Origin of the sequence: Streptomyces sp. WAC04114 (assembly GCF_019733245.1) — a bacterium.
Lineage (GTDB): Bacteria > Actinomycetota > Actinomycetes > Streptomycetales > Streptomycetaceae > Streptomyces > Streptomyces massasporeus_A.
In genome coordinates this window covers 18,237-42,156 of record NZ_JAIGQA010000026.1, presented here as the reverse complement: position 1 = coordinate 42,156, position 23,920 = coordinate 18,237, and the positions used below count along the sequence as shown (strand labels likewise).

The 23,920-nt window shown below is 71.5% G+C and carries 20 protein-coding genes; 14 read left to right on the top strand and 6 right to left on the bottom strand.

Features of this window, described 5'->3' with window-relative positions; translation table 11 throughout:
* Positions 1 to 128: 128 nt before the first annotated feature.
* Positions 129 to 2,498 (bottom strand): malto-oligosyltrehalose synthase, encoded by a 2,370-nt coding sequence (treY, locus tag K4G64_RS10445; protein WP_221755746.1) that lies wholly within the window; start codon positions 2,496 to 2,498, stop codon positions 129 to 131.
* Positions 2,499 to 2,602: 104 nt separating this feature from the next.
* Positions 2,603 to 4,753 carry a glycogen debranching protein GlgX gene (gene glgX / locus K4G64_RS10440; protein WP_221755745.1) on the bottom strand — a complete coding sequence of 717 codons (2,151 nt, stop codon included), beginning with the start codon at positions 4,751 to 4,753 and terminating at the stop codon, positions 2,603 to 2,605.
* A 180-nt stretch (positions 4,754 to 4,933) separates the two neighbouring features.
* Here glgX and K4G64_RS10435 point away from each other — a divergent pair, with 180 nt between their 5' ends.
* From K4G64_RS10435 to K4G64_RS10420, 4 genes are all read left to right on the top strand, one after another.
* A complete protein-coding gene (locus tag K4G64_RS10435) occupies positions 4,934 to 5,752 on the top strand; it encodes a Tat pathway signal sequence domain protein (protein WP_221755744.1) in 819 nt (272 codons plus the stop codon).
* A 58-nt stretch (positions 5,753 to 5,810) separates the two neighbouring features.
* Positions 5,811 to 7,133 carry a copper amine oxidase gene (locus K4G64_RS10430; protein WP_221755743.1) on the top strand — a complete coding sequence of 441 codons (1,323 nt, stop codon included), beginning with the start codon at positions 5,811 to 5,813 and terminating at the stop codon, positions 7,131 to 7,133.
* A gap of 72 nt (positions 7,134 to 7,205) precedes the next feature.
* Positions 7,206 to 8,477, top strand: coding sequence for an SAV2148 family HEPN domain-containing protein (locus tag K4G64_RS10425; protein WP_221755760.1), 1,272 nt, complete (start codon positions 7,206 to 7,208; stop codon positions 8,475 to 8,477).
* A 98-nt stretch (positions 8,478 to 8,575) separates the two neighbouring features.
* Positions 8,576 to 9,298, top strand: coding sequence for a 3'-5' exonuclease (locus tag K4G64_RS10420; protein ID WP_221755742.1), 723 nt, complete (start codon positions 8,576 to 8,578; stop codon positions 9,296 to 9,298).
* A 25-nt stretch (positions 9,299 to 9,323) separates the two neighbouring features.
* Here K4G64_RS10420 and K4G64_RS10415 read toward each other — a convergent pair whose 3' ends face one another.
* The gene (locus tag K4G64_RS10415) at positions 9,324 to 10,187 is read right to left on the bottom strand and encodes a phosphotransferase enzyme family protein (protein ID WP_221755741.1); all 864 of its coding nucleotides are present in this window, start codon (positions 10,185 to 10,187) and stop codon (positions 9,324 to 9,326) included.
* A 160-nt stretch (positions 10,188 to 10,347) separates the two neighbouring features.
* On the opposite strand from K4G64_RS10415, the gene K4G64_RS10410 reads away from it, so the two are divergent.
* Genes K4G64_RS10410 through mgt form a run of 4 tightly spaced genes read left to right on the top strand, consistent with a single transcriptional unit; the run spans position 10,348 to position 14,664 of the window.
* On the top strand, positions 10,348 to 11,310 hold the full coding sequence (locus K4G64_RS10410) for a sugar ABC transporter permease (RefSeq protein WP_308122314.1): 963 nt from the start codon (positions 10,348 to 10,350) through the stop codon (positions 11,308 to 11,310).
* Entirely contained in the window at positions 11,307 to 12,140 is an 834-nt protein-coding gene (locus K4G64_RS10405; protein WP_221755740.1) for a carbohydrate ABC transporter permease, read from the top strand. Before K4G64_RS10410 ends, K4G64_RS10405 begins: the two co-directional genes overlap by 4 nt.
* The gene (locus K4G64_RS10400; RefSeq protein WP_221755739.1) at positions 12,140 to 13,414 is read left to right on the top strand and encodes a sugar ABC transporter substrate-binding protein; all 1,275 of its coding nucleotides are present in this window, start codon (positions 12,140 to 12,142) and stop codon (positions 13,412 to 13,414) included. Before K4G64_RS10405 ends, K4G64_RS10400 begins: the two co-directional genes overlap by 1 nt.
* Positions 13,415 to 13,461: 47 nt before the next feature.
* Positions 13,462 to 14,664 carry a macrolide-inactivating glycosyltransferase gene (mgt, locus tag K4G64_RS10395; RefSeq protein WP_221755738.1) on the top strand — a complete coding sequence of 401 codons (1,203 nt, stop codon included), beginning with the start codon at positions 13,462 to 13,464 and terminating at the stop codon, positions 14,662 to 14,664.
* Between the two features lie 27 nt (positions 14,665 to 14,691).
* Here the strand turns inward: mgt and K4G64_RS10390 are convergent, their stop codons facing one another.
* Positions 14,692 to 15,642, bottom strand: a complete 951-nt coding sequence (locus tag K4G64_RS10390; RefSeq protein ID WP_221755737.1) for a zinc metalloprotease — start codon at positions 15,640 to 15,642, stop codon at positions 14,692 to 14,694.
* A 200-nt stretch (positions 15,643 to 15,842) separates the two neighbouring features.
* On the opposite strand from K4G64_RS10390, the gene K4G64_RS10385 reads away from it, so the two are divergent.
* The 3 genes from K4G64_RS10385 (at position 15,843) to K4G64_RS10375 (ending at position 18,581) form a co-directional block, all read left to right on the top strand.
* Positions 15,843 to 16,160 (top strand): hypothetical protein, encoded by a 318-nt coding sequence (locus K4G64_RS10385; RefSeq protein WP_221755736.1) that lies wholly within the window; start codon positions 15,843 to 15,845, stop codon positions 16,158 to 16,160.
* Between the two features lie 184 nt (positions 16,161 to 16,344).
* On the top strand, positions 16,345 to 16,737 hold the full coding sequence (locus K4G64_RS10380) for a hypothetical protein (protein WP_221755735.1): 393 nt from the start codon (positions 16,345 to 16,347) through the stop codon (positions 16,735 to 16,737).
* Entirely contained in the window at positions 16,734 to 18,581 is a 1,848-nt protein-coding gene (locus K4G64_RS10375; protein WP_221755734.1) for a caspase family protein, read from the top strand. Before K4G64_RS10380 ends, K4G64_RS10375 begins: the two co-directional genes overlap by 4 nt.
* Positions 18,582 to 18,653: 72 nt before the next feature.
* On the opposite strand, the gene K4G64_RS10370 is transcribed toward K4G64_RS10375, so the two are convergent.
* Positions 18,654 to 20,906 carry an MMPL family transporter gene (locus K4G64_RS10370; protein ID WP_221755733.1) on the bottom strand — a complete coding sequence of 751 codons (2,253 nt, stop codon included), beginning with the start codon at positions 20,904 to 20,906 and terminating at the stop codon, positions 18,654 to 18,656.
* A 340-nt stretch (positions 20,907 to 21,246) separates the two neighbouring features.
* Here K4G64_RS10370 and K4G64_RS10365 point away from each other — a divergent pair, with 340 nt between their 5' ends.
* The 3 genes from K4G64_RS10365 (at position 21,247) to K4G64_RS10355 (ending at position 23,171) form a co-directional block, all read left to right on the top strand.
* A complete protein-coding gene (locus K4G64_RS10365) occupies positions 21,247 to 21,795 on the top strand; it encodes a DUF1697 domain-containing protein (RefSeq protein ID WP_221755732.1) in 549 nt (182 codons plus the stop codon).
* Positions 21,788 to 22,162: a DUF4440 domain-containing protein gene (locus K4G64_RS10360; protein ID WP_221755731.1), complete on the top strand. Its 375-nt coding sequence runs from the start codon at positions 21,788 to 21,790 to the stop codon at positions 22,160 to 22,162. Before K4G64_RS10365 ends, K4G64_RS10360 begins: the two co-directional genes overlap by 8 nt.
* 181 nt (positions 22,163 to 22,343) lie before the next feature.
* Positions 22,344 to 23,171: a GvpL/GvpF family gas vesicle protein gene (locus tag K4G64_RS10355; RefSeq protein WP_221755730.1), complete on the top strand. Its 828-nt coding sequence runs from the start codon at positions 22,344 to 22,346 to the stop codon at positions 23,169 to 23,171.
* A gap of 4 nt (positions 23,172 to 23,175) precedes the next feature.
* On the opposite strand, the gene K4G64_RS10350 is transcribed toward K4G64_RS10355, so the two are convergent.
* Entirely contained in the window at positions 23,176 to 23,916 is a 741-nt protein-coding gene (locus K4G64_RS10350; RefSeq protein WP_221755729.1) for a sirohydrochlorin chelatase, read from the bottom strand.
* Positions 23,917 to 23,920 lie beyond the last annotated feature (4 nt).

Sequence of the window (23,920 nt, the reverse complement as noted above, 5' to 3'; positions counted from 1 at the left end):
CGCTGTCAAGGGCGCGACGGGGTGGCCGCCAGGGGGCGCCCGGAAGCATTGGCCGCCGGGGCAGGCGCCACACCCGGTGCGGCCGCGTCCCATCAGGGCCCGGACACCTCCGGCCGGCTGTCCCGCCCTCAGTCACCCACCCGCTCCAGCAACGCCACCGGCAGCCCGCCGAACAGCTCCGCCACGCGCGCGTGCCCCGAGAACTCCCGCCCCGGCTCCAGCACGTCCGCCCACCGGCCGGGCGGCAGCGGCAGGCGTGTGTCCCCCCAGCCGCCCGCCTCCGCGAGCCGCAGGGACAGGCGGGTCACCGCCGTCAGCACCTCGCCGGAGCGGACGAACGCCAGGCAGTGCTGTGCCGCCGGGCCCTCGGCAGGCAGCGCCTGGTACGTCGCCGTGTCGCCGAAGGCGCCGGGCCGCCGGGCCCGCAGCCCCAGCGCCGCCCGCGTCACCGCCGCCTTCTCCCCGGACGTGCCGCCGGACTCCGCGGGCGGGAAGTCCACCGCCCGCCGGTTGTCCGGGTCGACCAGCGCCCGGTACTCGGCCTCCGTGCCCTGGTAGACGTCCGGGACGCCCGGCATCGTCAGCTGCACCAGGGCGGTGCCCAGCACGTTGGCCCGGATGTAAGGCTCCAGCGACCGGCGGAACGCGGCGACCCGCTCACCCGGCGCCCCGCACGGCCCGGCCGCCACGAACCGCTCCACCGCCTCCTCGTACGGCGGCTCCTGCTCGGTCCAGCTGGTGTACAGGCCCGCCTCCCGCACATGCTTCAGCAACGCCCCCTGCACCCGCTCCCGCACCCCGGAGGCCGGGCCCAGGCCGAACACCGTCTGCCAGGCCGCCCACGCCAGCTGCGCGTCCGGCACCCCCTCCCCGGTGCGGGTCACCTCCGCGAGCACGTTTGCCCAGCGGCCCGGGCACTCGGTGAGCACGTGCAGCGCCGCCCGGACGTCCGCACTGCGCTTGGTGTCGTGCGTGGTGGCCACCGTGCCGGTGACCGGCCAGTCGCGCTGCACGCGCGCGCAGTACGCGTGGAACTCCTCCGGCGACAGCGCGGGAGCCCCCGGATTCCCGCCCACCTCGGTCGCCGACAGCAGCGGCACGTACCGGTAGAACGCCGTGTCCTCCACGGACTTGGCCCGCAGCGCCGACGAGGTCTGTGCGAACCGCGTCCGGAACTCCAGCTGCGCGGGCCCGTCGCCGTACCGCCCCAGCACCAGGTCCCGTACGACGTCCACCGCACCGGCCTCCTCGGGCACGACGAAGGCCTGCCGGGCCTCGGCGGCCGCCTCCTCGGTGACCACGGACGCCGCGTCGGCGGACTCGTAGGGCCGGTAGACCTCCATGCGGACCAGGAGCTCCTGGAGCGCGGTGCGCAGTGCCCAGGGGGCGCGGTCGCGCAGGGCCGGCTCCGGGGAGGAGGCGCACAGCCGGCTCGCCACCCGGGTCAGCCGGTCGGTCTCGGTGGCCAGCTCGTGCGTGAGGACCTTGTACGCCGCCCGCCGCACCGTCGCCTCCCACTGCCCGCCCCGGTCCGTCTGCGGGGCCGCGAAGCGCCGGTACTGCCCCAGCAGCTCCCCGAACCCGGCGGGGTCCGTGAAGACCCCGTCCACGTGCCGCAGGGCGTCGTACCCGGTGGTCCCCGCCACGGGCCAGGACGCCGGCAGGTGCTCACCGTCGGCCAGGATCTTCTCCACGACCGTCCAGCGCCCCCCGGTCGCCTCGTGCAGCCTGGCGAGGTAGCCGTCGGGATCCGCGAGCCCGTCGGGGTGGTCGATGCGCAGTCCGTCGATCACGCCCTCGTGCAGCAGCCGGAGGATCGTGTCGTGGGTGGCCTCGAACACCTCCGGGTCCTCCACCCGCACCCCGATGAGCTCCGAGATGCTGAAGAACCGCCGGTAGTTGAGCTCGGTCCGGGCCAGCCGCCACCACACCGGGCGGTACCACTGCGCGTCCAGCAGATGCGGCAGCGGCAGGTCCTCGGTGCCCTCGCGCAACGGCAGGACGTGATCGTAGTAGCGCAGCACGTCACCGTCGACGCGCAGCTCGTCGAGCACCTCGCCCAGCGGCCCGCCGAGGATCGGCAGCAGCACCTGGCCGTCCTGCGCCTCCCAGTCGATGTCGAACCACCGGGCGTACGGCGACTTCGGGCCCTCGCGGAGCACCTCCCACAGGGCGCGGTTGTGGCGCGGGGCCATGGCCATGTGGTTCGGGACGATGTCCACCACCAGGCCGAGCCCGTGCTCGCGTGCGGTGCGCGCCAGTGCCCGCAGGCCTTCCTCGCCGCCGAGCTCCTCGCGCACGCGCGCGTGGTCGACGACGTCGTAGCCGTGCGTCGAGCCCGGCACGGCCTCCAGGACGGGGGACAGATGCAGGTGCGAGACGCCGAGCGAGGCCAGGTACGGCACGACGGCCGCGGCTGCTCCGAACGGGAACTCGGGCTGCAGCTGCAGCCGGTACGTGGCCGTGGGCACCACCGGGTCAGGTCGCTCAGGTGTCATGGAACGTACGTACCCGCCCCGCCGCCGTTCGTGTCATCCCCCGCGCCAGGTGCGCCGCGCGTCGCCCGGACGAGTGGCTTCCGGGCGACGCGCGCGCCGGGCGGTCAGACGGGCCGCTGGAGCACCGTCATGCTCCGGTCCGGCAGGGTCAGCCGGTCCCCGGCCTGCACCTTCGGGCCGGTCTCCGAGGGCACGCCGGCCGGGAGGGCCGTGTCGACCACGACCTCCCACTGCCGTCCGTGATTGACCGGCACCACGAACTCCAGCGGCTTCGGCGAGGCGTTGAACATCAGCAGGAACGAGTCGTCGCTGATGCGCTCCCCGCGCGGGCCCGGCTCGGAGATCGCGTTGCCGTTGAGGAACACGGTCAGCGCCGACGCCTGCGCCGAGTCCCAGTCCCGCTGGGTCATCTCACGGCCGTCCGGAGTGAACCAGGCGATGTCGGACAGGTCGTCGTGCGTGCCCTCCACGGGCCGGCCGTGGAAGAAGCGCCGACGGCGGAAGACCGGGTGGTTGCGGCGCAGCCACACCATCGCGCGGGTGAAGTCCAGCAGCCCGGTGTTCGCACCGCCCTGCGCGTCCTCGTCGCCCTCGGTGTTCTCGTCGTTCTCGGGCCACTCGACCCAGGAGATCTCGTTGTCCTGGCAATAGGCGTTGTTGTTGCCGCGCTGGGTGCGGGCGAACTCGTCGCCGTGGCTGATCATGGGCACGCCCTGGGACAGCATCAGCGTCGCGATGAAGTTCCGCATCTGCCGGGCGCGCAGCCGCAGCACGTCGGGGTCGTCGGTCTCGCCCTCGACCCCGCAGTTCCAGGACCGGTTGTGGCTCTCGCCGTCGCGGTTGTCCTCGCCGTTGGCCTCGTTGTGCTTGTCGTTGTAGGACACCAGGTCGTGCAGCGGGAAGCCGTCGTGGCAGGTCACGAAGTTGATCGAGGCCAGCGGGCGGCGCCCGTCGTCCTGGTACAGGTCGGACGAGCCGGTCAGCCGCGAGGCGAACTCCGCGAGGGTGCGCTGCTCGCCCCGCCACAGGTCGCGCACGGTGTCCCGGTACTTGCCGTTCCACTCGGTCCACAGCGGCGGGAAGTTCCCCACCTGATAGCCGCCCTCGCCCACGTCCCACGGCTCGGCGATCAGCTTCACCTGGGAGACCACCGGGTCCTGCTGCACCAGGTCGAAGAACGACGACAGCCGGTCCACCTCGTGGAACTGCCGGGCCAGCGTCGCGGCCAGGTCGAAGCGGAACCCGTCGACGTGCATGTCCGTGACCCAGTACCGCAGCGAGTCCATGATCAGCTGGAGCACGTGCGGGGAGCGCATGAGCAGGGAGTTCCCGGTCCCTGTCGTGTCCATGTAGTAGCGGGGGTCGTCGGTGAGCCGGTAGTAGCGCGGGTTGTCCAGGCCCTTGAAGGACAGGGTCGGGCCCAGGTGATTGCCCTCGGCGGTGTGGTTGTAGACCACGTCGAGGATCACCTCGATCCCGGCCTCGTGCAGCGCCTTGACCGCCGACTTGAACTCCAGCACCTGCTGGCCCCGGTCGCCCCAGGACGCGTAGGCGTTGTGCGGGGCGAAGAAGCCGATGGTGTTGTAGCCCCAGTAGTTGTTCAGGCCCATGTCCACCAGGCGGTGATCGTTCACGAACTGGTGCACGGGCATCAGCTCCAGGGCCGTGACCCCGAGCTCCGTGAGGTGCTCGATGATCGCCGGATGCGCGAGGGCCGCGTACGTGCCGCGCAGCTCCTCCGGGAGGCCCGGGTGCCGCATGGTGAGGCCCTTGACATGGGCCTCGTAGAGCACCGTGTGGTGGTACTCGGTGCGCGGACGCCGGTCGTCGCCCCAGTCGAAGTAGGGGTTGACCACGACCGAGGTCATCATGTGCGGCGCCGAGTCGAGATCGTTGCGCCGGTCGGGATCGTCGAAGTGGTAGCCGTAGACCTCCTCGCCCCAGCGGATCGAACCGCTGATCGCACGTGCGTACGGGTCGAGCAGCAGTTTCGCGGAGTTGCACCGCAGTCCGTGCTCCGGTGCGTACGGTCCGTGCACCCGGAACCCGTACCGCTGCCCGGGCATGATGCCCGGCACGTACGCGTGCCGCACGAACGCGTCGCTCTCGCGGAGCTCGATCGCCGTCTCCGAGCCGTCGTCGTGCAGCAGACACAGCTCTACTCGGTCCGCGGCCTCCGTGAAGACCGCGAAATTGGTACCGGCGCCGTCGTACGTGGCACCGAGTGGATACGCCTCGCCAGGCCAGACCTGCATGTCTACGACTCTTTCAGGTGTGCGGCGCCGGTGGGGACGCCTTGGTCCCGAGTCTCCCCGAAAGTGAGGGAACCTCCTATGACTTATCTCCCTCTTACCGAGTGACCAGTGCATACGCGGTATGCCAAACCAATGGGGCAATCACATACTCCCGGGGCTGTGGGGGAGTAGGGGGAAGACGTGCGCAACACAGTGCACCGCCACCTGGGGAAGGTGGTGGCCGGTACCGCCATCGCGGTGGCCGGGACCGCCGTGATGGTGGCGGTGACCCTGCCGGGCACGGCGGGGGCGGACGACAGCGGGGCCCGGGCGGGGCAGGCCGTCCCGCAGGAGGCCGGCGCGACGGCGGGCGCGGGCGGCCGGGCCGTGTCGCCGGGCGTGGTGGAGGCGGCCCCCGCCGAGGGGGAGAAGGGCGAGGGCCGCGACCCGCTGACCGACGACGAGCTGAAGCGGGTCGAGAAGATCGCCCTCGGCAAACAGCTGTTCCGCAACAGCGAGAGCGTCGACGGGGACCGCGGCCCGCAGCGGCTCGGCATCGACCTCGCCGAACCCGAGGCCGACGAGGCCGGCAGGCCGGACGCGCCCCGGCGCGCCGACGTGACGTTCTACGACTACCGGGACGACACCCTCGTGACCCGGACCGTCGACCTGGGTACCGGCAAGGTGGTGCGCAGCGACACCCAGCACGGTGTCCAGCCGCCGCTGAGCCGCGCCGAGAAGGCCGAGGCGGCCGCCCTCCTGATCGCCGACCCGCTGGGCTCGGGCCTGAAGGCCGACTACAAGGGCGCCACCGGCAAGGCGCTCACCGGTCCGGACCAGCTCCAGCTCAGCGGCGCCGTCTACCGCGCCGCGCCGGGCGCCCAGCCCGCCGTGCTCGACCGGTGCGGGGAGCACCGCTGTGTCCGGCTGTTCCCGAAGGTCAAGAACGGTCCGTGGGTCGACGCCCGGTCGCTGGTGATCGACCTGAGCGCCCGCAAGGTCGCCCGGCTCGACGGCTGACCCGCCCTCCTCGCTCACCCGTCCACCCCGCTCCTCCTCGTCAGGGAGTCATCTCGTCATGCGCGTGAACAGCCACTCCAAGGCCCGTACCCGGGCCGCCGTGGGCCTGACCGTGGCCGCGCTGGCCGCGGGCGCCACGGCCGGCGCGGGTCCGGCCACCGCCCAGCCGAAGGCCGCCCCCGCCGCGCCCACGGCCGCCGACTGCAGCACCGCCTACCGCATCGAGCAGAAGCTCTCCACCGGCACCACTTGGCGGATGTGCTGGCGCTACGACGGCAAGGCCGGCCTCGTGCTGGAGAACATCTCGTACCAGCCCAAGGGCGAACCCAAACAGATCAAGGTCCTCAACAGTGCCCGCCTCGGTCAGATCCACGTCCCCTACGACGACGGCAACGTCGAGTACGACGACCTGACCGGCTTCGACTTCGCCCAGGGCCTGATGAACCTGGCGCCGGGCGAGTGCCCCGGCGGCACCATCAAGACGGTCAAGGTCCCGGACTCCTGGAACGAGGACCCGAACGTCAAGGGCCTGTGCACCACCACCCGCTCCCGCGGCCACGCCTACCGCATGCAGGGCGACACCGCGAACAAGGTCTTCCAGGCCGAGGGCAAGGACCTCCTCGTCTACACGGTCAACCAGGTCGGCTGGTACGAGTACATGACCGAGTGGCGCTTCCAGGACGACGGCACCATCACCATGAACGTCGGAGCCACCGGCAGCCTCTCCTGGGACGACTACGACGCCGGCGACGGCCGCGGCTGGCCCATCGGCAAGGGCGCGAGCGCCAAGGCCACCAGCCACAGCCACAACGCCTTCTGGCGGCTCGACTTCGCCCTGGACGGCTCCACCAAGAACAACGTCGAGCAGTACGACTCCACCGTCACCGCGCCCACCCGGGGTCAGCGCGCCCCCACCACCAAGACCACCCGCAAGAAGGTGACCAAGGAACTGGCCGGCGACAGCAAGGCCTACCGCTGGTGGCGGATGGTCAGCGCGACCGGCAAGAACAAGGACGGACACGCGCGCTCCTACGAGATCGTCCCCGGACCCACGACCAAGTACCCGGGCCGCGGCTACACCAAGCACGACCTGTACGTCACGCAGTACAACAAGTGCGAACTGTTCGCCAGCAACAACCCCGGCAACTGCGGGGCCGGAGCCGGTAGATCCGTCGACAAGTGGGTGAACGGCCAGGCCCTGACCCACCCGGTGGTCTGGATGAACATCGGATTCCACCACATAGCCCGGGACGAGGACCAGCAGCCCATGCCCGTCCACTGGCAGGGCTTTTCCATCGCCCCGCGCGACGTCACCGCTATGAATCCGCTCACTCCGGCCGAGCTCGGTCGGCAGAACGGCCACTGGCGTCCGCGGAGTTGAGAACTACCCTGCCCATCCGGCTGCACCGCCGACCGCTCCCGGAGTACCCTTCCTTGATCGTTGACAAGGGGAGTGCTCGGGGGAGCGGAAGGCGGTGCGCGGGTGGGCTCGGGAGGGCTGGAGCTGCCCCCTGGTGACGAGGGTCACGAGGGGAACTCCACTGACGTCCCGACCGGTGCCGTGTCCCTGGCACGGCCGATGGACGCGACGGGCTCGATCGGCCCGGAGCTGGACTGGGACGCCGACGCCTGGCGCGAGGTGCGCACCCGCGCGCAGCGGGCCGGCCGCGCCTACATCTGGCTGAACCTCGTCGAGCAGAGGCTGCGCGCGGTCGTCGCCGCCGTGCTGAGGCCCGTCTACGAACCCGTGCACGGCGAGGACTGGGTGGTGGCCGCCGCCGGGCCGGCCGGCCAGGAGTGGGTGCAGCGCGCGGTGGCGGTCCGCGAGGTCAGCCGCCGCAAGGGCTATCTGCTCGACCCGGCCGACGACAACGTGCTCTCCTTCCTCACCCTGCCGCAGCTGCGCGAGCTGATGGTGCAGCACTGGCCCTGTTTCGAGCCGTACTTCGACGACCGCCGGGACGTCGAGCTCGCCCTGGACGAGCTGGAGGTCACCCGCAACGTCGTCTCCCGCAACCGGGCCCTGTCCGAGGCCGTGCTGAACCAGGCCGAGCGGGCCTCGGCCCGGCTGCTGGAGATGCTCGGCGCGGGCGGTGACGTGCCCTCGGCGCGCAGGCTGCCGATCGACGCCGTCGAGGACCTGGTCGGTGACCGGTACGCCGACGTGGTCGCCGTCCACCCGGACCGGGTGCGGCTGATGCGGCAGTTCCCGGCCGAGGACATCTTCGGCGGCGCCCGCCGCCTCGACGCCATCGGTATCGGACTCAACCTGCTCGTGCAGAACTTCTCCGGCCGGCGTCTGGTGCGGCTGGCCGAGTCCGGCTGCCGGGTGCGGCTGCTGTTCCTCAACCCGGCCTCCAGCGCCGTCAAGCGCCGCGAGCGGGAACTCGGCATCAAGCGCGGCGAGCTCAGCCGGGCCGTCGAGATGAACATCCTGCACATGCGGCGGGTGCGGGCCCGGCTGCGCGACCCGGGTGCCTTCGAGATCCAGGTCTTCGACGAGACGCCCCGCTTCACGGCGTACCTGGTGGACGGCGACGGTGCGGACGGCATCGCGGTCGTACAGAGCTATCTGCGCCGCACCCGGGGCATGGAGGCACCGGTGTTCGTGCTGCGCAACGGCAGCAAGGTGGTCAAGTCGGGCGAGGCGGATGAAAGCGGCCTCTTTCCCACGTACCGCGAGGAGTTCGAGGTGATGTGGGCGGATTCGCGGCCGGTGTCGTGAACGGCCGGGCGTAAACGGAGCGCGGCCCTCTGGTTGTCAGTGGTGCATGCGAAGGTGGAGACCACTGGGGGAACGCACCACAAGGAGGGGGACCGCCCATGGGCTGGCACCGGGAGCTGCTGATCGGCTTCGACCTGGAGACGACGGGCACGGATCCGCGCGAGGCGCGCATCGTCACGGGGGCCGTGATCGAGGTCAGGGGCGGGGAGCCGATCGGGCGCCGGGAGTGGCTCGCCGACCCGGGAGTGCCGATCCCCGAGGACGCGGTGGCGGTGCACGGCATCAGCAATGAGCGCGCGGCGGCCGAGGGCAGACCGGCCGACCAGGTGGCGGACGCCCTGGCCGACGTCCTCACCTCCTACTGGAAGACGGGCGTGCCGGTCGTCGCCTACAACGCGACCTTCGACCTCACCCTGCTCTCCGCGGAGTTGCGGCGCCACGGACTGCCGTCCCTGCGCGACCGCCTGGGCGGCGTGGACCCGGCGCCGGTCATCGACCCGTACACTATCGACCGCTGGGTCGACCGCTACCGCCGTGGCAAACGCAACCTCGAAGCGGTCTGCGCCGAGTACGGCGTCGTCCTCGATGCCGCCCATGACGCCCTGGCCGACGCCCTGGCGGCGGCCCGGCTGGCCGGGGCGATAGCCGACCGCCACCCCAAGATCGCCATGCTCGGCCCGGCGGCCCTGCACCACCGCCAGATCGAGTGGTACGCGCAGTGGGCGGCGGACTTCCAGAGCTTCCTGCGCGGCAAGGGCGACCCGACCGCCTCCATCGACGGGACATGGCCCCTGCGGGAGTTGGCGGACGAGCCCGTCTGAGACGGCTCCAGGCGGGGCCGGACGGTCAGAAGGGATACCACCGCACGGTCTCGTCCCCGTCCCTCAAGGACCGCACCCGCCGCTCGAACTCGGCCCGTGCCTTCGGGTTGCTCGGCGCATGCTGGGCGACCCACGCGCAACTGGCCGTCTCCCGGGCTCCGCGCAGCACACCGCAGCCGGCCCAGTCGCGCACGTCCCATCCGTAGGTCTCGGTGAAGGAGGCGTACGCCTCGTCCGGCATCCCGTACCGGTCGTGGGACAGCGCCATCACCACGAGGTCGTGCTCGCGCAGATCCGCGGACACCGTCTCCAGATCCACCAGCACGGGCCCGTCGGGGCCGACGTGCACATTGCGCGGCAGCGCGTCCCCGTGGATGGGCCCCGGCGGCAGGTGCGGCGTGAGCGCGGCGGCCTGCGCGGCGAATCCGTCCCGCCGCTCGCGCAGGTAGGCCGCGTCCGCGGGATCGATCGCGTCCCCCGCGAGCCGCAGCCACCGCTCCACCCCGCCCAGCAGATCGCGGGCCGGGAGTGCGAAGGGAGGCAGGGGCGTGGCATGCACGACCCGCAGCAGTTCGGCCAAATCCCGCGGCTCGGCGGGGCGCACGGCGTCCGGCAGCCGATGCCACACCGTCACCGGATGCCCGTCGACCAGCAGTGCCTTGGGCTCGGCCGCCCGCACCGCCGGCACGCCCGCCTCGGCGAGCCACACCGCGACGTCCAGTTCACGGCGCGCCCGGTCCAGGAGTTCGGCGTCGCGGCCGACCTTGACGACCAGGTCACCGGCGGCGAACACCGCGTTCTCGCCCAGGGCGAGCAACCGCGCCTCCCGGACCGCACCGGGCAGCACCCCCGCCGCGGCCAGTACGTCCCGCGCCCGTGCCTCGTCCATCGTCCGCCTCCGTCGTCCGCGCTTCGACCGTCGGGTTCCGGCCATCCCTCGGTCAGTGTCCCATCGGCACAGGTCGGGCGGCGTACGCGGTGCCTTGACGAGGCACGCCGCCTTCACGAGCATGACCAGGCCGACCCGAGCGTGCAAAGGGGTTGATTCCGTGACAACGGTGACCGAGGCCTCGCCCCCCTCGCCCCCTTCGCCTCCGAGGAGAGGGGCCGGCCGCAGACCGAGCGGGGGGCGGCCCCGGCACCACGTCGACCACGGCGCGTGGTTCCTGGTGCTGCCCGCCCTGATCCCGATCCTCGTCCTCAGCGTCGGACCCCTGCTGTACGGGATCCTGCTGGCCTTCACCGACGCCCAGTCGGGCCGCACCGCACCCACCCAGTGGATCGGCGCCCTCAACTTCCGGGACCTGCTGCACGACACGCTGTTCTGGGAGTCGTTCCGGATCGGGCTGGTGTGGGCGGTCGGCGTGACCGTGCCGCAGTTCCTCCTCGCGCTGGGCCTCGCCCTGCTGCTCAACCAGGACCTGCGGCTGCGCTGGCTGGCCCGCGCCCTGGCGATCATCCCGTGGGCCATGCCCGAGGTAGTCGTCGGCATCATGTGGCGGCTCGTCTACAACCCCGACGCGGGCATCCTCAACGAGACCCTGCGCGACATCGGCCTGGGCGGCGGCCGGGACTGGCTCAGCGGACTGGCGACCGCGCTGCCCGCCGTGGTCCTCGTCGGCGTCTGGGCGGGCATGCCCCAGACGACGGTGGCGCTGCTCGCCGGGCTGCAGAACACCCCGCGCGAACTGCACGAGGCGGCGGCGGTCGACGGCGCCGGCGCCTGGCGCCGCTTCCGCACGGTCACCTGGCCCGCCCTGAAACCCATCGCCCTCGCCATCACCGCCCTCAACCTCATCTGGAACTTCAACTCCTTCGCCCTGGTCTACGTGCTGACCAGCGGCGGCCCCGGCGGCCGGACCAGGCTGCCGATGCTCTTCGCCTACGAAGAGGCCTTCCGCTACGGACAGTTCGGCTACGCGGCGGCGATGGGCTGCGTGATGGTGGCCGTGATCTCGATCGCCCTGGCCGTCTTCCTGGCCGGCCGCCTCAGGGGAGGTGACGGCGCATGAGGACCAGCACACCCGCCCGCGCCGGCCAGTACGCCGCGCTGCTCGCCTACCTCGTCTTCCTCGCCTTCCCGTTCCTCTGGCTTCTCTCCACCGCGTTCAAGCCGCCGCGTGAGCTCGGCAGCCTGCACCCGGCCTGGATCCCGAAGGACCCCACCCTCGCCAACTTCCGGCAGGCCTTCGACGAACAGCCGCTGCTGCAGGCCGCCCTCAACTCCCTGCTCGCCGCGCTCGCGGCGGCGGTCGTCGCCGTGCTGATCGCGACGCCGATGGCCTACGTCGTCGCCCGCCGCCGCACCCGGCTCGCGAAGGCCGTGACGGGCTGGGTGGTGGTCAGCCAGGCCTTCCCGTTCGTCCTGCTGATCATCCCGCTGTTCCTCGTGCTGAAGAACCTGCGCCTGATCAACTCGGTGCCGGGCCTGGTGCTGGTGTACGTGGTGTGGGCGCTGCCGTTCGCACTGTGGATGCTCGCCGGGTACGTACGGGCCGTGCCGCCCGAACTGGAGGAGGCCGCGGCGGTCGACGGGGCGGGGCGGGTGCGGACGCTGGTGTCGGTGACCGCGCCGCTGCTCGCGCCGGGCATCGTGGCGACCGCGCTGTTCGCGTTCATCACCGCGTGGAACGAGTTCTTCTTCGCGCTGGTGCTCCTCAAGACACCGGAGAAACAGACGCTTCCCGTGGTCCTCACCCATTTCATCGGCGCCGAGGGCGTCGCCGACCTCGGCCCGCTCGCGGCGGCGGCGTTCCTCGCGACGCTGCCCTCGCTCGTCGTCTTCGCGCTCATCCAGCGGCGGATCACGGGCGGCATGCTCACCGGGGCGGTGAAGAGCTGATGCGCACCCGCCTGCTCGCCCTGGTCCTCCTGCTGCTGCTCGCGGGCTGCTCCTCCGGCGGCACCCGTGACGACGGCCGGATCACCCTGCGCTTCCAGTCCCTGGCCTGGCAGGAGGAGTCAGTCAAGGCCAACAAACAGCTGGTGAAGGAGTGGAACGCCACCCATCCGGACGTCCGGGTCGAGTACGTCCAGGGTTCCTGGGACAGCGTCCACGACCAGCTCCTCACCGCCTTCGAGGGCGGCGAGGCACCCGACATCATCCACGACGCGTCCGACGACCTCGCGGACTTCGCCTACGGCGGCTACCTCGCCGATCTGACCGGCCTGCTGCCCGCGAGGCTGAAGTCGGACATCCCGCAGCGCAGTTGGGAGACCACGACCTTCGGGGACGGCGTCCACGGCGTGCCGTTCCTCCAGGAACCGCGGGTGCTCATCGCCAACGCGACGTGGCTGCGGAAGTCCGGTGTACGGATCCCGGCCCCGGAAAAACCCTGGAGCTGGGCCGAGTTCCGCCGGATCACCGAACGCCTCAGCGGCCCGGGGAAGTACGGCGTCGCCTGGCCGCTGAAGGAACCCGTGTCCGCAACGCTCAACCTCTCCCTGTCGGCGGGCGGGCGGCTCTTCCACCGTGGTGCGGACGGCAAGGTGACGGTGCGGTTCGGGACGGCCGACCAGGTGGTGCCGCGCACCGTCCACGCCCAGGCGACCATGGATCACAGCGCCTCGCCGACGACCCTGGGCAGCGGCGGTTCCGACACCCTGCCCGGCTTCTTCGCGGGCCGGTACGCGATGGTCCCGCTCGGCTTCTCCTACCGTCAGCAGATCGTCCAGCAGGCCCCGAAGGGCTTCGAGTGGCAGGTGCTGCCCGCCCCGGCGGGGGCCGGTGGACTCACCCAGGGCGTCAGCCCGCAGACCCTCTCCATCGCCGAGGACTGCCCGCACAAGAAGGAGGCCGCGGAGTTCCTCGACTTCTTCCTCAGGCCGCCGAACATGGTCCGCCTCGCCCTCGGCGACTGGATGCTTCCCACCGGCACCGAGGCGCTGAAGGACCCCGCCCTGCACCGGACGAAGGACGGCTGGGCCACCGGCACGGCCCTCGCCGGGCATCTGAGACCGGCACCGGCCCAGTCCGTTCGCGGCTACCCCGAGTGGAAGGACAAGGTCGCCACCCCCGCGCTCCAGGAGTACTACAGCGGAGCGATCGGCATCGGCGAGCTGCGCCGACGGCTGGAGGAGGACGGCACCTTGGTGCTGGCGCGCTACCAGCGCTGACGTTCAACAGGTTGCACGAGACGTCTCGTCTCGCATAGGGTCGGCGCATGACCAGTCGCGCCCACATCGCCATGTTCTCCATCGCCGCCCACGGCCACGTGAACCCCAGCCTGGAGGTGATGCGCGAGCTCGTGGCGCGCGGCCACCGGGTGACCTACGCGATCCCGCCCGTCTTCGCGGACAAGGTCGCGGACACCGGCGCCGAGGTGAAGCCCTGGAACTCGACGCTGCCCTCGCCCGACGACGACCCGGAGGCGTGGGGGAGCACCCTGCTGGACAACGTGGAGCCGTTCCTCGCCGACGCGATCCAGGCCCTCCCGCAGCTGATCGAGGCCTACGAGGGCGACGAGCCGGACCTCGTGCTGCACGACATCGCCTCCTACCCGGGGCGGGTCCTCGCCCACCGCTGGGGCGTCCCCGCGGTCTCCCTCTCGCCGGCCATGGTCGCCTGGGAGGGGTACGAGGAGGAGGTCGCCCGGCCCATGTGGGAGGAGCCGAAGAAGACCGAACGGGGCCGCGCCTACTACGCCCGCTTCCAGGCCTGGCTCGAGGGGAACGGCATCACGCGGCACCCCGACGACTTCGCGGGCCGGCCCGACCGCTCGATCGTCCTGCTCCCCAAGGCGCTCCAGCCGAACGCGGACCGTGTCGACGAGCGCGTGTACTCCTTCGTCGGCGCCTGCCAGGGCGACCGCACCGCCGAGGGCGACTGGCAGCGGCCGGCCGCCGCCGAGAAGGTGGCGCTCGTGTCCCTCGGGTCGGCCTTCACCAAACAGCCCGGCTTCTATCGGGAGTGCGTCAGGGCGTTCGGCGACCTGCCGGGCTGGCACCTGGTGCTCTCGATCGGCAGGCACCTCGACCCTGCCGAGTTCGCGGACGTCCCGGCCAACGTCGAGGTGCGCACCTGGGTGCCGCAGCCGGCGATTCTCAAGCAGGCCGACCTGTTCGTCACGCACGCCGGCGCCGGCGGCAGCCAGGAGGGCCTGGCCACCGCGACGCCCATGATCGCCGTACCGCAGGCCGTGGACCAGTTCGGCAATGCGGAGATGCTCCAGGGCCTGGGCGTCGCCCGCCGGATCTCCACGGAGGAGGCGACCGCGGAGACCCTGCGCGCGGCGGCCCTCGCCCTGGCCGGCGACCCGGAGGTGGCCCGCCGCCTGAAGGAACTCCAGGCGCAGACGGCGCAGGAGGGCGGCACCGGGCGAGCGGCCGACCTCGTCGAGGCGGAGCTGGCCGCCGCCCGGAGGTAGGAGCGCCGCCCTCGCGTCAGGCCGTCGTCACACCGCGACGGCCTGACGGGTCAGGGTCAGGCGGGCGTTGTCGAGCGTGGCGTCCATCCGCGCCGACTGGCCCTTGGTGAACATGAACATCGCGGCGTCGTCCGTGTAGTCCATGTAGTTCATGAACATGTCGCCGTCCGGTCCGTTGCCGCACGTCATATGGGGGAAGGTGGGCGAACCGGTGTTGGCACCCCCCTGGTTGGGGGTGTCCGCCACGAAGTCGCTGCCGCTGCACCCCTCGTCGTCGTCGCCCCAGATGTGCCGCAGGTTCAGCCAGTGCCCGATCTCGTGCACGGCCGTGCGGCCACCGTCGAACGGCGCCGTGGCGGTGCCGGTGGTCCCGAGGGCGGTGTGGGTGACGACCACGCCGTCCGTGGATGCGGCGCCACCCGGGAACTGGGCGTAGCCGAGCAGTCCGCGGCGCAACTGGCAGACCCAGAGGTTCAGGTAGATGTCGGCGGGCCAGGCGTCCTGGCCGCCGCTCAGGCTGAACTTGACCTGGTCATCGGTGCCCCAGTCGTCGACCGCGCTCTCGGTGCGCGTGATGCCGTCCGTGGGGCGGCCCAGCGGATCGGTCCGGGCGAGATGGAACTGCAGGCGGGCGTCGGCCACCAGGTCCTGCCAGACCGCGGGCACCTTGCTCACGTCCGGGTTGCTCGCGCGGAAGTCCTGGTTGAGGACGTCGATCTGACTGTGGATCTGGGCGTCGCTCACGTTCTGTTCGGAGTTGCTGTGCACCACGTGCACGACGACGGGGATGTCGATCAGGCCCTGCCGGGCGGTGACCTGCTCCATCGACTCGTAGGCGAACGCGGTGTTCTCGATCAGGGCGCGGTTCTCGGCGTACTCCGGGTTCAGGGTGAGGAGTCTGCGGTGTACCTCCATGGCGCCGCACCAGCGGCTGTAGTCGGGCGAGGTGGCGCGAAGGAATGCCTGCGCATCGGACATGGCTTGCCCCCGGGGGGAGCTGGGGTGTGCCGCGCACGCGGCTGAGGAACTGCGCGTATGACACGCGCCGCGAGGGCCGGGCGACGCCGGTCGGAGCGGTCGGTTGCCCGTTCCCTCCGAACCCATACACTGATAATTCTAGTCACTTCGGTATCAGAGCGGCAATGCGGACGGCGTCGGACGAGTGAGGTGGCCGGGTCATGCGAGAGCCCCCGTCGGACCTGTTCCGTTCGTGGTTCCACTTCTACGAGGAGGACCACGAGGACGTACGGGTTTACCGGCCGGACGACTTCCCCTTCCCACCCGCGCGCGGGCGCCACGGCATGGAGTTCGCACCCGACGGCGGCTTCGTCGACCACCCCGTGGGACACGGCGACGCCCCCGGAGCGGTGCCCGGCCGCTGGCGGCTCGTCTCGGACCGCCACCTGGCACTGTCCTTCGGGGGCGGCCGTCCGGAGCGGGAGCTGGAGATCGTGCGCTGCGACGAGCGGGTGCTCGAGGTGCGGCGGCTGGTGTAGGGCCCGTTCGCGAACCTGGGCCAGCCCAAGTTGAACGAGGAACTTTACCGTTGAGCCGTCAATTTCATTCCGTCCCGGGTGACTTGCCGCCCCGCTCTGAGCAGCGGAAACTGAAAGTGATGACGTAGAGCCCACCGACACTCCGACTCTGCGCCGCTCCGACGGACGAAAAGGGGGTGACCCGGTGGAGAACGAACTGCACATCCTCCTCACCGAAGAGGACGCGGAAGCCGAGCGCGTCGCGGAGCTGACCGGCTATCTGCGCGAGGAACTGCTCGATCTCGACGTGGACGACGTCGCCACGCTCCCCGGCGGCGAGGCCCCGCCCGGAACGCGCGCCGTGGACGTCACCCAGATCGGTGCCCTGCTCGTGACCCTGGGCAGCTCGGCCACCGCCCTGAACCAGGTGATGACCGTGATCCGGTCGTGGATGGGCCGTGGCCACGACACCCACCCGTCCCTGCACCTGCGGATGGGGGACGACGTCCTGGAGGTGTCCGAGGCGACCGACGACCAGGTCACCGAGGCGTTCAGGATCTTCGTCGAGCGCCACTCCAGGGCTGGAGCCGAGCCATGACGGATTCCAGACACGCGTTGATCATCGCCAACGACCGGTACGCCGACCAAGGGCTCAAGAAGCTCAAGGCGCCCGCCCAGGACGCCGCGGCTCTCGAACGGGTGCTGCACGACCCGCAGATCGGCGACTTCGAGGTGGAGGTCGTGCACAACGCCTCGGCCGACCTGATGCGCAGGCGCATCCAGGGCTTCTTCAACGACCGCCGCCGCGCCGACACGCTCCTGCTGCACTTCTCCTGCCACGGCCTCAAGAGCGAGTCCGGCGAGCTGTACTTCGCCGCGAGCGACACCGAGCCCCCGCTGCTGGCCGCCACGGCTGTCGCCTCCCAGTTCGTCCGCGGCTGCCTGTCCGGCACCCGGGCGGGCCGCAGCGTCCTGTTCCTCGACTGCTGCTACGGCGGCGCCTTCTCCCGCGGCTCGGCCTCCGTGCGCGCTGCGGGAGATGTCAACGTCCTGGAGTCGTTCGCGAAGGACGAGCCGGCCGGCGGGCGCGGCTGGGCCGTCATCACCGCGTCCGACTCCATGGAGTACGCCTTCGAGGACCGCGAACTCACCGAGAACTCCGCTCCGCGACCTTCGCTTTTCACGCACGCGGTGGTCGAAGGCCTGGAGACCGGCGAGGCCGACCTCGACGCAGACGGCAACGTCTCCCTCGACGACCTGTATGAGTACGTCTACCGGCATGTACGCGATCGGAACCCTCACCAGACACCGAAGAAGGCGGCGGAGCTGCAAGGGGAGCTGCATCTGGCACACAGCCGGCGCGGCGGCATCAAGATCGTTGCCATTCCCTCGCCGTCCGCTCTGCAGGCGGCTCTGCACAGCGACGAATTCCTCAGACGTCAGGGCGCCGTCACGGAGCTGTGCAAGCGACTGCAGCGCCCCGAGCTGCCCGTGGCGGAAGGGGCGCGTCAGCACCTGGGGGAGGTCGCCCACGACGAAGTCCAGCCGCTCGCCGATCTGGCGGCCGACGCCTTGAGCACGATCCGCCTGGCACCGTCCCCGGACCGCCTGGACTTCGGCCGGATACCGAGGGGCTCGACCTCTCCGAGGCTTCCCGTGACCATGCAGGGCCCACCGCTGGCACGTCACTGCGTGGTCCAGCCCAAACAGCCGTGGCTGCGGGTCGATCCGACCCGGAGCGGTCTGGAGGTCCACGTCGACACGACCGCCGAGGGGCACCTCTCCGGGGACATCGCGCTGAAGGGCGTGGCCGACGAGTCCGTGATCCACGTCGAGGCGGAGGTGACCCCGGCGGACGGTCCCCGGACGCCCGGACCGCACGTCCCGAACCGCTCCACGACGCCGCAGCCCCCGCCGGACGACAAGCGGCGCACGGTGGTCATCGGTCCCTCGCACATCCCCTCCAAGCCCAAGGAGCCGCCCAGGACCAAGGAGCCGCTCAGGACCAAGGAGCCGCCCAGGACCACGGAAAAGGAGAAGCGAACGGACGGGAAAACCCCGTCCCGGCGCGCTCCCGCCCTCGCCGGTGCCGCGCTCGCCCTCGCCGTCACGGCGCTCGCCATGCTCTTCATGACCATCCAGCGGGGAGCGGTGGCCATCGTGGCCCGGGCCGACGCAGGTGTGACCGGCAACGTCGAGAACGACATCCGCGAGTACGGAGCGCTCACACCGCTCATCGTGTGTCTGATCACCGGTGCGGCGGCCCTGTTCGTCGGCGCGTTCGCCCGGCACGACCTGGACACACGGCGGGAGCACTACACGAAGCAGGCGGCGAGCGGTACGCGGACACTGACCTCGGTCGCGAAGGGCCTGGCGATCCCCGCGCTGGTCCTGGCCGTCCTCGCGGGCATCGCCTACCTGGTGGGCAGCGCTCATTGGTGACGCCAGGCCGTGGAAGGGCCCGTCGATTGCCTGGGCAGGCAACCGACGGGCCCCTCCACGCCACCGCGGCGATCAGACCTTGAGGGGCTCGCCCTCGTCGTCCCGCGCCGCCGGGGCGACGACCGCCTGCGGCGTCTCGTCGTGCGTGAGGTCCGGCAGCCGGTGCAGCCACCTCGGCAGATACCAGTTGCGCTCCCCGAGCAGCGCCATCACGGCCGGCAGCAGCACACCGCGGATGATCGTCGCGTCGATGAGGACCGCCGCCGCGAGGCCGACGCCCATCTGCTTCATGGACTGCATGGAGAGCGTCCCGAAGATCGCGAACACGGCGACCATGATGACCGCGGCACTGGTGACCACCCCGGCCGTGGTGACCACGCCGTGCCGGATCGCGTCCTTGGTCGCCAGGCCCCGCAGCCGCGCCTCGCGGATCCGGGAGACCACGAACACGTGGTAGTCCATCGACAGGCCGAACAGGATCACGAAGAGGAACAGCGGCAGCCAGGTGATGATCGCGCCGACGCCCTCCGCGCCCACCAGGGACGCGCCCCAGCCGTGCTGGAAGACCGCGACGAGAATGCCGTACGCGGCGCCCACCGACAGCAGGTTCAGCACGATCGAGGTGACCGCGATGGTCAGCGAACGGAACGACAGCAGCATCAGGACGAAGGCGAAGACCACGACGAACGCGAACACCGGAACGACCGCGCCCGCCAGCTGGTCGTTGAAGTCCTTCGACCCGGCCACCTGCCCGGTGATGGGCGCCTCCAGACCGTCGACCTTGCCGAGCGTGGCCGGACGCACCTCGTCCCGCAGCAGGTCCAGGCTCGCCCCCGCCCTGTCCTGGTCGGAACCGCCCACGAGCGGGACGTAGACGAACGCGACGTTCTGCGCGTCGTGCAGCTTGATCTCCACCGGGCCCCGCGAGGCGCCCGAACTGATCGCCCGGTCACGGAAGTCGGCGAGCGCGGACTTCACCTCCGGCGCGTTGATGTCGTGCGCCTTGACGATCACCTCGGCCGGCTCGGAACCGCCCGGGAAGGCGTCGTTGAGCCGGTTGTACGTCTGGACGATGGGCAGCGAGTCGCCGAACTCCTGGTCCAGGGTGAGCTGTTGCGTCTTCATGCCGAGCGCGGGAGCCGTGATGGCCAGCAGCGCACCGGCCGCCACCACGACGGCGACCACCGGCTTGGCCAGGACGCGCCGCAGGACGGCCGTCCAGAACCGGCTGTCCTGAGTGCCGCCGCTGCGCTTGCGCCGCCGCAGGAACGGCAGACGGCCCTTCTCGACGCGCTCGCCCAGCAGCGACAGCAGCGCGGGCAGCACGGTCACGGACCCCACCATGGCCACGGCCACCACCATCAGCGAGGCCAGGCCCATCGCCTCGAACTCGGCGAGCCCGGTGAACAGCATGCCCGCCATCGCCACGCACACCGTGACACCCGAGACGACGATCGCCCGGCCACTGGTCGCGGCGGCGATCCGCAGAGCCGTCTGCGCGTCCCGGCCGGCCTCCCGCTCCTCGCGTTCCCGGCGCAGGTAGAACAGGCAGTAGTCGACACCGACCGCCATGCCGACCAGCAGCATCACGGAGTTGGCGGTCTCGCTCATCGGCATGACGTGGCTGACCACGCCCATGAGGCCCATCGTCGCCATGATGGCGGTGACCGCCAGCGCCACCGGCAGCAGCGCCGCGACCAGCGCCCCGAAGGCGATGAGCAGAATGCCGAAGGCCACCGGCACCGCGGAGTACTCGGCCTTCTTGAAGTCCTCGCCGAACGCGTCGTCGAACGTCTTCATCATGCTGGCGCCGCCGATCTCCTCGATCCGCAGCGACGCGTGATCCTCCTGGACGCCCTCGACGGCCTTCAGCACCGGTTCGACCCGCTCGCCGGCGGTGTCCGACTCGCCGCGCATGTCGAACTGCACGAGCGCGCTGCGCCCGTCCTTCGAGATCGTCTTCGTCTCGTACGGCGAGGTCACCTCGGTGACCTTGCCGGTTCCCTCGACGGCCCGCACGACCGCGTCGACGGCATCCCGGAACTCGGGGTCCGTCGCCTTCAGGTCACCGCCCCTGGCCTGGATCAGCACGGTCTCACCGGCCGGCTCGTCGATGCCGGCGTCCTCCACGATCCGCGCGGCGGTGTGCGTCTCCCCCTTCAGCTGGTCGCTGTCCTTGACGTCGACCCGGCCCGCGGCCGAACCGAGCCCCATCGCCAGGACGACGAACAGCACCCAGATGCCGACGGCAGCCCATCGGTGTCTGGCGCTCCAGCCACCGGCCCGGGCGGCGAGGCCCCGCACCCGTATGTCTCCGTTCCCCATGACGGGCTTGCCCCCTCGTGACGCGGTGGCGACCCCCTGCCGCCCCCTTTCGTTTCGAAGGTATGGGCCGGATAAAGCCATCTCGTCGTGCTGCCCGGTGACGTGGCGGAGCCGGAACTCATCCCCATGGAGCGAGCCCTCTCCCCACTGGGGAGGACCCCCACGGACCGTGGTCCCTTACACCTATCGCCGGACATGTCCGGGTCCCCGGGTGTGTGGATCCTGGGCAGACGGTTGTGCCCCGCACTGACCGGTGAGTAATTTACGGGGCCGGGCAGCTGCCCGCGGCGGCCGTCGTGCCCACCCCCACGGGGCACGACGGCCGCCTTATCGTGAGCGGATGACGACGACATACGCGGCCCTGCTGCGCGGCATCAACGTGGGCGGCAGCAGGAAGGTCCCCATGGCCGACCTGCGCACGCTCCTGGCGGATCTCGGCCTCGGCGACGTCCGCACGTACCTGCAGAGCGGCCAGGCCGTGTTCTCCTCCGGCCACGGCGACGAGGAGTCGCTGGCCGGTGAGATCGCGCGGGCCATCGAGAAGCGTTTCGGCTTCGGCGTCGACGTGATCGTGCGCGATCACGCCTATCTGCGGGCCATCGCCGACGCCTGCCCCTTCCCGGCCGCCGACCTGGAGCCCAAACAGCTCCACGTCACCTACTTCTCCGCCCCCGTCACCCCCGACCGTTTCGGGGAGATCGACCAGGAGGCCTACCTCCCCGAGGAGTTCCGCCTCGGCGACCGGGCCCTGTACCTGTACGCCCCGAACGGACTGGGCCGCTCCAAGCTGGCCGAACACCTGTCGAAGCCGCGCCTCACCAAGGGCGTGATCGCCACCAGCCGCAACTGGAACACGGTCGTCAAGCTCGTGGAGATGACCGGTGCCTGAGCACAACCCGGCCGTCGAGGCCGCGATGGAGGGCGAACTCGCCCTGCTCACGCCCAAGGTCCGCCGCTCGCCCGACCGGGTCGGGGCACTGCTGCACCCCGACTTCCACGAGTTCGGCGCCTCCGGCCGGCACTGGAGCCGGGCCGCCATCATCGCCTCCCTGGCCGCGACCACCGAGACCGGCGCCCGGCCCGTCGCCGTCTCCGCCCTCAGGGGGGTGCAGCTCGCCCCGGACCTGGTCCACCTCACCTACGACACCGAGTACGACGGCAGCCGCGCACACCGCAGTTCGCTGTGGCGGCGCACGGAGGGCCGCTGGCTGCTCTGGTTCCACCAGGCGACCCCGTTCAGCGAACGGGCCACGTGACGCGCAGGCCCCCGGGGGCAGGGCCTGCACGACGTCACGTCGGCCCTGCCCGCGGGGCCGGGCCAACCCGTCGGTCGTCCCCGTGAACACCTCCGCCGTCCGCTGCGTACCTACCGACGGACGGCACGAGAACGGAGTCTCGCGAGAGGAATCGCACGGCCACCGACAGGAGCCCGCAGTCATGAGCGACACGAACCTCGTCTACGCCTACGCGGTCCTGCGCCGCACCCCCGAGGCCGCTGCGGCCGCGGCCCACCTGCGCGGTGTCGCCGGAGAGCCGATCCACCTGGTCGACCCGGCGGTCTCCAGCCCGCCGCTCGCCTTCGCCGTCGGCCACGTCCCGCACGGCGACTACGACGACGCTCCCCTCCAGGCCCACCTCGACGACCTGGACTGGCTGGAGTCCACGGTCCGCTCCCATCACGCCGTGGTGGCCGCCCTGGTGGCCTCCGGCGCCGCCGTGCTGCCCCTGCGCCTCGCCACCGTCTACCGCGACGAGGACACCGCCCGGCAGGCCCTCGACACCCGCCGCGGCTACTTCCTCTCCCTGCTCGACCGCCTCACCGGCCACGTCGAACTCGGCGTCAAGATCTACGCCGCCTCGGACATCACCCCGCCCGAGTCCGACACCGAGCCCGAGCAGGACCCGGTCACGGGCCTCGGTGTCGGACGTGCCTACCAGGTGATCCGCCGCCGCAGGCAGCGCAGGAACGAGGAGGCCTGGCGCACGGTCGCCCAGGCGGCCGCCCGCCTCACCGAAACGGCCGGGACCCTCGCCGTCGACCGCGTCACCCACACCCCCGAACGCGGCAGCCTGGCGGGCACGGCCCCCGGCACCAACATCGGCAACGACGCCTACCTCGTCCCGAAGGACCGGGTCACCGCATTCCGCACGGGAATCCTCACGGCCGCCCAGGGCGTCCCCGGCCTGCGCGTGGAGATCACCGGCCCATGGGCCCCGTACTCCTTCGCCCTCCAACCCGAACCGCACGAGGAGACGGCGGCGTGACCCGTCAGGCGCTCACGGCCGCCGGCAACGGCATCCGGGCCGCCTCGTACCGCTGAAGCACCACCCGCGCCACTTCCGGCGCCGCTCCCAGGACATCCGCCAGGACGTCCGCCTCGGCCGCGCCCCGGGCGATGCGGTCCGGGAGGAAGCCGGGAGCCAGGACGTACGGGGCGACGGCGACCCGGGAGCAGCCGAGCGCGCGCAGTTCGCGGACGGCGTCCTGCGTGCGCGGAAGGGATGCGGAGGCGAACGCAGGCCGCACGGCGCACCAACCGGTGTGCCGCCACTCCCGCGCGATTTCTGCGATCACTGCGATCGCCTCCGGGTCGGTGGACCCCGCCGAGGCCAGGACGACCCCGGTCGAGGACTTGTCGGCGGGCGTCAGGCCCGCCTCGAACAGGCGCCGTTCCAGCGCCGCCATGAGCAGCGGCGAGGGGCCCAGGACATCGGCCTGGTGGATGCGCAGCTGCGGCGGCGCGTCCGCGAGGACCGCGGGGATGTCCGCCTTCGCGTGGAACGCCCGGGTGAGGAGGAGGGGCAGGGCCACGACGTCGCGCACACCCTGCACCGCCAGGGACTCCAGGACCCCCTGGACCGAGGGCACGTTGAAGTCCAGGAAGCCCGTCTCCACCCGTACGTCGGGGCGCGTCGCGCGCACCCGGCGTACCAGGGCGTGCACCGTCGCGGCATGGCGCGGGTCGCGGCTGCCGTGGGCGATGACCAGGAGGACGGGCTTGTTCGTCATGGGA